Below are 6655 nucleotides of genomic sequence, written 5' to 3' on the forward strand. Positions count from 1 at the left end.
TCCGCCCGCGCCTGTTGCTCGTCTTCCTGACCCATGGAGATCCAGGTGTCCGTGGCCAGCACATCCGCGCCAGCCAAGGCCTCGGCCGAATCCGAGGTGATCAGGATGGAGCCGCCGGTTTCCGCCGCACGCTCCTTCGCCGCGGAAATCACCGTCCCGGATGGCAGGTAGGTCTCCGGGGTGCCGATCCGCACGTGCATTCCCGCGGTGGCACCGGCCAGCAGGTAAGAGGCGGCCATGTTGTTGGCCCCATCCCCGAGATAGCTCATGGTCAGCCCGTCCAGCCGGCCTTTGTGCTCCTTGACCGTCAGCAGGTCCGCCAGCAATTGGCAGGGATGGTACTCGTCGGAGAGGGCGTTGATAACCGGCACCGAGGAATGCGCCGCCATTTCCTCCAGTCCCGACTGCTCGAATGTGCGCCACACAATCGTGGCAACCATTCGTTCGAGCACCCGGGCGGTGTCGGCGATGGATTCCTTATGTCCCAGCTGGGCATCGCCCGCGCCGATGATCAGCGGCGAACCGCCCAGGTCCGCCACTCCCGCCGCAAAGGATACGCGGGTACGGGTTGAGGTCTTGTCGAAAATGACGGCCACTGTCTGCGGGCCGGCGAACGGCTTGCGGGCAAACCGGTCCGCTTTCATCGTGACGGCGAGTTCAAGCACCTCGGCCTGCTCGGCAGGACTCAAGTCCGTGTCGAGTAGAAAGTGGCGGGTCATGAATTCTCCTTCTGGTCGATAACCTGGTCAATAAGCTGTGGGAGCGCGGCCAGGAACCGGTCCCCCTGTTGCTGGGTGAGGATCAGCGGCGGAGCGAGCCGGATGGTCGCTGGCCCCGGGCTGTTGACGATGAAGCCATGTTCCAGTGCCGTCGTGACGAGCTTCGCCGCCACGGGAGCGTCAAGATCGAACGCTATCAACAAGCCGGCACCGCGGACCTGCACGACGTGATCCAAGGACTCCAGCCGGCTCCGCAGCCAAGTTCCAAGCTTGGCAGCGTGCTCGAGCAGCCCTTCCGATTCGATGGTCTCCAGGGTCGTTAGTGCCGCCGCGGTGGCCACCGGATTTCCACCAAAGGTGGTCCCATGGTCACCCGCAGCCATTAACGACGACGGCGCCTCGCCGAACGTAACCATCGCACCGATGGGGATCCCACCGCCAAGACCCTTGGCGAGGGTTACGGCGTCGGGCACGACTTCGCCACCCGAACACAGCCAGGAGCCGGTCCGGCCGATACCTGTCTGGACCTCGTCGATGATCAACAGTGCACCGGCGTCGGTGGTCAACTGCCGGGCGGCTTTCAAATATCCGTCCGGCAAGGGCCTCACACCGGCCTCGCCCTGGATGGGTTCAAGGAAGACGGCGGCGACCGTTTCGTCGACTGCCTCCTCCAGCGCGGCGATATCGCCGAACGGAATATGCGTCACTGGTCCGGGCAGCGGCTCAAACGGTGCCTTGTAAGCCTCCTTTGCGGTCAACGCCAATGCCCCCATGGTGCGGCCGTGAAACGCGCCTTCCAGAGCGATAATCCGGTTCCGGCCGGGGACGCTGGATCCCGGTTTTCCGTCCGCGTTTACCGCACCTTCGCCGTCGGCATTGCGGCCGTGCTTGCGGGCGAGCTTGAAAGCCGCCTCGTTGGCTTCGGTGCCGGAGTTGGTGAAGAAGACTTTGGAGCCGTCCGGGGCGTTGGTGATGCTCAGCAGTTTTTCCGCCAGCCGCACCTGCGGCGGACTGATGAAGAAGTTCGAGATATGGCCGAGAGTTTCCAGCTGGGCCGTGATGGCGCCGATCAACGCGGGATGGGCATGCCCTAGCGCGTTCACCGCGATTCCACCGAGCAGGTCCAGATACTCGTTGCCCGCGTCGTCCCATACCGAACAGCCGGAGCCGCGGACCAGCACGCGTTGCGGCGTTCCGAAGACGCCCAGCAGCGACTGCTTGTAACGCTCATTCCAAAGGTCCGGGTTTCCGCTCATTGTGTCTCCTCACTGTCGGGCACGACCTGCGTTCCAATACCGGACGCGGTGAAAATTTCCAGCAGCAGCGAATGCGGCGTGCGGCCATCGACGATATGCGCCCGCGGCACCCCCTCGTCCACAGCCTTCAGGCAGGCCGTCATCTTCGGAATCATTCCCGACTCGAGCTGCGGCAGCATTGCGCGCAGCTCGACTGCAGCCAACGATGAAATCAGCGAGTTACGGTCCGGCCAGTTCCGGTACAGCCCTTCGACGTCGGTCAGGATGATCATCTTGGATGACTTCAACGCAACCGCGAGCGCCGCCGCCGCGGAATCGGCATTGACATTGAGTACCTCGCCTGTGGGGACCGGAAAGGTTTCCGGAGCGACAGTGGATATGACCGGGATCCTGCCCGCTTCCAGCAGGTCCACGATGGCGGCCGGATTGACGCCGGTCACTTCGCCGACGAGTCCCAGGTCCACTTCATCGCCGTCGACCATTGCGCCGCGCCGTTCAGCCTGCAACAGTCCGCCATCCTCGCCGCTGAGTCCGACGGCGTAGGGGCCGTGGGCATTGATCAAGCCCACCAGCTCGCGGCCGACTTGGCCTGTCAGGACCATCCGGACAACGTCCATCGCTTCCGGGGTGGTCACGCGCAGGCCGGCCCGGAAGCGCGACTGGATGCCGAGCTTTTCGAGCATGCTGTTGATCTGCGGTCCCCCGCCGTGGACGACGACGGGCTTTATCCCGACATGGTGCAGGAACACCACGTCCTCGGCGAAGGCGCGCCGCAGTTCGTTGTTGACCATCGCGTTGCCGCCGTATTTGATCACCACGATGCTGCCGGCGAAGCGCTGGATCCAGGGCAATGCCTCGATTAGGGTTTCCGCCTTATCCTGGGCGATCAGTACAGACGATTCCATGGCTTCCTCAGCTGCTGTAGGCACTGTTCTCATGCACATACTCGTGGGTCAGGTCATTCGTCCAGATGGTGGCCTCGGCCTGTCCGGCGTTCAGGTCTATTTCGACCGTCACTTTCCGGCCGCCCAGATCCACCAGGTCACGGGAATCGCCGATTCCGCCGTTGCGGCAGATCTGTACCCCGTTGATGGCAACGTTCAACTCGTCCGGTTCGAATACCGCATCGGTGGTTCCCACTGCGGAGAGCACCCTCCCCCAGTTCGGATCCATGCCGAAGATCGCTGTCTTGAACAGGTTGGACCTGGCTACGGCTCGGCCGACCGTCTCGGCATCCTCTTCAGTGGCGGCATTGATGGTGGTGACGGCGATATCGTGCGAGGCGCCTTCGGCATCGGTAATCAGCTGTTCCGCCAGGCTGCGGCAGACTTCGGTCAGCGCCGCAGTGAATTCTCCGCGTTCCGGGACGACGCCGGCGGCTCCGGAGGCCAGCAGCACCACCGTGTCGTTGGTGGACATGCACCCGTCGGAGTCCGTCCGGTCAAAGGTCACCCGTGTTGCCTGCCGCAACGCGGTGTCGAGCTCGTCGGCCGGCAGGTCCGAATCGGTGGTGAGGACAACCAGCATGGTGGCAAGCCCGGGGGCCAGCATTCCGGCTCCCTTGGCCATGCCGCCAATGCTGTAGCCGGTTCCGGCTGCCACCGCTTCCTTGGCGACCGAATCGGTGGTCATGATGGCCTTCGCGGCCTCAGCACCGCCGTCGTGATGCACGGCTGATACAGCGGCTGCGACTCCGGGCAGGAGCTTGTCCATGGGCAGTTGTTCGCCGATCAGCCCGGTCGAACAGACGAAAACGTCCGTGGCGGAAACCCCGAGTGCTTCCGCCGTCTTCTCTGCGGTGGTGTGGGTGTTCTGGAACCCTTCGGGTCCGGTGCAGGCATTTGCGCCTCCGGAGTTCAGGATGACGGCGTCGACGCGCCCGTCGGAAACAACCTGCCGGGACCAGTGCACCGGTGCGGCGGCAACCCGGTTGGACGTGAATACTGCAGCTGCTGCCTTGGCCGGACCGTCGTTAACCACCAGTGCGACGTCGGCTCCACCGGACGCTTTCAGCCCCGCCGTTACGCCGGAGGCCCGGAATCCGGCCGGTTCGGTAATTCCGCTCATGGAGCCACCGCCTGGAAGTCGAGACCGGCTGTTTCATCGAGGCCGAGCGCCAAATTCATTGACTGGACCGCCCCGCCTGCCGTGCCCTTGGTCAGATTGTCGATGGCGCAGCTGACGATCGCGCGCCCAGCATGTTCGTCGTAGGCCACCTGCAGGACAGCGTGGTTGGATCCCAGCACCGCCTTCGTCGTTGGCCACTGGCCCTCCGGCAGCACGTGCACAAAAGGTTCATTCTCGTAGGCATTGACCCAGGCTTCACGCAGTTCGGCAGGATCGACGCCGGCACCCGCCTTCACCTTGGCGGTGGCGGTGCTGAGAATGCCCCGGCTCATTGGAGCCAGCGTCGGGGTGAAGGAAATCTGCACCGGAGCTCCCGCTGCGAGCGAGAGGCCCTGCTCGATTTCCGGGGTGTGCCGGTGTCCGCCGCCTACACCGTAGGGGCTCATGCCTCCCATGACTTCGGCGCCGAGCAGGTGGGGTTTTACCGATTTCCCCGCGCCGGAGGAGCCGGAGGCAGCTACGATGACGACGTCGTCGTTCTCCAGGAATCCCGCGGCGAAGCCAGGCATCAGGGCCAGCAGCGAACTGGTGGGATAACAGCCCGGAACGGCAATCCGCTTTGCCCCGCGCAGCTTCTCCCGCTGGCCCGGCAACTCCGGCAGGCCGTAGGGCCACGTGCCGGCATGGGAGGATCCATAAAACTTCTCCCACGCAGCCGCATCCTCAAGCCGGTGGTCCGCTCCGGCGTCGATGACCAGCGTGGATTCGGGTAGTTGCGCCGCCATCTCAGCACTGGCACCGTGCGGCAAAGCCAGAACGACGACGTCGTGCCCGGCAAGGTTTTCCGCGGTGGTTTCCTCCAGCAGCCGGTGGCTCAGGGAATGCAGGTGCGGTTGCAGTTCGCCAAGTCTGGAACCGGCATTGCTGTGCGCGGTGATCGCTCCGATCTGCACATTTGGATGGGAGGAAAGCAGCCGGAGGGCCTCGCCACCGGCATATCCACTGGCACCGGATACAGCAACAGAAAAAGTCATGATCCAACTCTAACGGTTTTTTATGCGTAGATGTCAATATTTATACATCGTTGCGGCTTGTTGTCCGTTCAAGGTTTTCCCAACCGGTGCCCAACAAGATAAATACAGTCTATTTGTCACAGATCGGGGGGCCGGCCGTGGAATCGCAACTACAGCCCAGGCCACAGGACGACGAACCGTCCGGGGCAACACTTATCGATACAGCCGTGCCGGATGAGGCGGCTGTTCCGCTCTTCACACGCCGCCAGGTGGGGGTGATGGCCAGCGGTGGTGCCTTCCTCCTCGCTGGAGCGGCCGGAGTGATGGCATGGGCACGGGGCAACACCGGCGCCCGGGGACGGCAAACGAGCTTCGGAACCGTGGAAATCCGCAAGGCTGAACGCCGGCCGCGGCTTTCCGCCAGCGAAGCGTCGGCAACCGGAGTCTCATCCGGCCACAACCACGGGGGCACCGGGAGCCTGGAGCCGGGCAACCACACCTGGGCCGACGTCGTTCTGGTTGAGCTTGAGGTCCAGAACCTGCAGAACTATCCGATCCTCCTGTCGCCCGGACAGCTAAGACTCAAAGTCGGCGATGACGGTATCGGCGTGACCCCGAACGGCACAGGCCGCCAGTCCGGGCCAATCGCGGCCGGAGCAACCGAGCGGTTTGCCATCAGCTATCTCGCCCCGTCCGATACGGACAAATTCTCTGCCGAATTTTCGGACCCCTGGGAACAGCGGATTGTTCCGCTGGAGCTTCCCACGGTACGGAATCGACCCGCTATGGAGGCACGGCTATGAACTCCTCTCGAACCACGACCGCTCCGGACCGCCGCGACGCGCTGAAATTCGGCTCCGCCGCCGCCGGCACAGGCCTGTTGTCACTGGGCGCCATCAATGGACGGGCTTCCGCACAGTCGCCGACAATGCTGCGGGCGGCGGCACCGGAGGCGGCTCTGCCGATACCGGGCGTCCTGCAGATGTACATCAACGACGGCTATATGAAGATGGTCGACGATTCCCTGGTGTATCACCGCGGTTTCGGGGACCGGCCGAGCAATCTGCAGGATGCGAATCCAAGCCTTGCACTTCCGGCGCAGATTATCACCGTCAACAATGAGGTGATTCCCAGCAGGACTTACCCGCTTGGCGCAGCGTTGCCTCCAAACGGCCGGCCGGAGCCGCTCGCCCCGGACCCGGCGCACCCTGGCTCCTACCTTGTCAGGAGAGCGTACTGGGCCAGCTACTTCCCCGAGCGCACGATCGTGGCCGAATACGGCAGCACGATCAAGATCCGCGTCCACAACCGCCTTGCGGAGCCACATCAGCTGACGTTCCACAATGCCGGCGACGGCGGCGCGGACGTTGGAACCGGGGAAATCGCGCCGGGCAAGTACAAGGACCTGGAATTTCCCGCCCCGGACTGCGGCAGCTACATCTACAGCGACCCGACAAACACGCCGGTGGAACGTACGCTCGGACTGTTTGGCGCCCTGATTGTGATGGATCCCAGTGACCCCTGGTGTGTGAAACCCGGCGCAGTTGAGTTTGAGCGGCAGTGGGTGTGGATCTGCCACGACGTCGAGCCTGAATGGGCA

Annotated in this window: 7 protein-coding genes; 2 read left to right on the forward strand and 5 right to left on the reverse strand. The window is 63.8% G+C overall.

All coding sequences use genetic code 11. The features are described from left to right. The 5 genes from Y707_RS26460 to argC all read right to left on the reverse strand — a co-directional run. A partial coding sequence (locus tag Y707_RS26460; protein WP_081744916.1) for an ornithine carbamoyltransferase occupies positions 1-719 on the reverse strand: 719 nt, incomplete at its 3' end. After that, on the reverse strand, positions 716-1975 hold the full coding sequence (locus Y707_RS26465; protein WP_051442076.1) for an acetylornithine transaminase: 1260 nt from the start codon (positions 1973-1975) through the stop codon (positions 716-718). The genes Y707_RS26460 and Y707_RS26465, both read right to left, overlap by 4 nt. Then, complete coding sequence (gene argB / locus Y707_RS0115190; protein WP_026535720.1) at positions 1972-2880, reverse strand: acetylglutamate kinase; 909 nt, start codon at positions 2878-2880, stop codon at positions 1972-1974. Before argB ends, Y707_RS26465 begins: the two co-directional genes overlap by 4 nt. Positions 2881-2887: 7 nt before the next feature. Continuing rightward, positions 2888-4042: a bifunctional glutamate N-acetyltransferase/amino-acid acetyltransferase ArgJ gene (gene argJ / locus Y707_RS0115195; protein WP_026535721.1), complete on the reverse strand. Its 1155-nt coding sequence runs from the start codon at positions 4040-4042 to the stop codon at positions 2888-2890. Then, positions 4039-5076: an N-acetyl-gamma-glutamyl-phosphate reductase gene (argC, locus tag Y707_RS0115200; RefSeq protein WP_026535722.1), complete on the reverse strand. Its 1038-nt coding sequence runs from the start codon at positions 5074-5076 to the stop codon at positions 4039-4041. The genes argJ and argC overlap by 4 nt, the downstream gene beginning before the upstream one ends. 137 nt (positions 5077-5213) lie before the next feature. On the opposite strand from argC, the gene Y707_RS0115205 reads away from it, so the two are divergent. Both Y707_RS0115205 and Y707_RS26470 read left to right on the forward strand, forming a co-directional pair. Continuing rightward, entirely contained in the window at positions 5214-5858 is a 645-nt protein-coding gene (locus tag Y707_RS0115205) for a hypothetical protein (RefSeq protein ID WP_155853016.1), read from the forward strand. Further along, a partial coding sequence (locus Y707_RS26470; protein ID WP_155853018.1) for a multicopper oxidase domain-containing protein occupies positions 5855-6655 on the forward strand: 801 nt, incomplete at its 3' end. The genes Y707_RS0115205 and Y707_RS26470, both read left to right, overlap by 4 nt.

Source organism: Arthrobacter sp. H14, from assembly GCF_000520495.1.
In the GTDB taxonomy this organism is placed as follows: domain Bacteria; phylum Actinomycetota; class Actinomycetes; order Actinomycetales; family Micrococcaceae; genus Arthrobacter_C.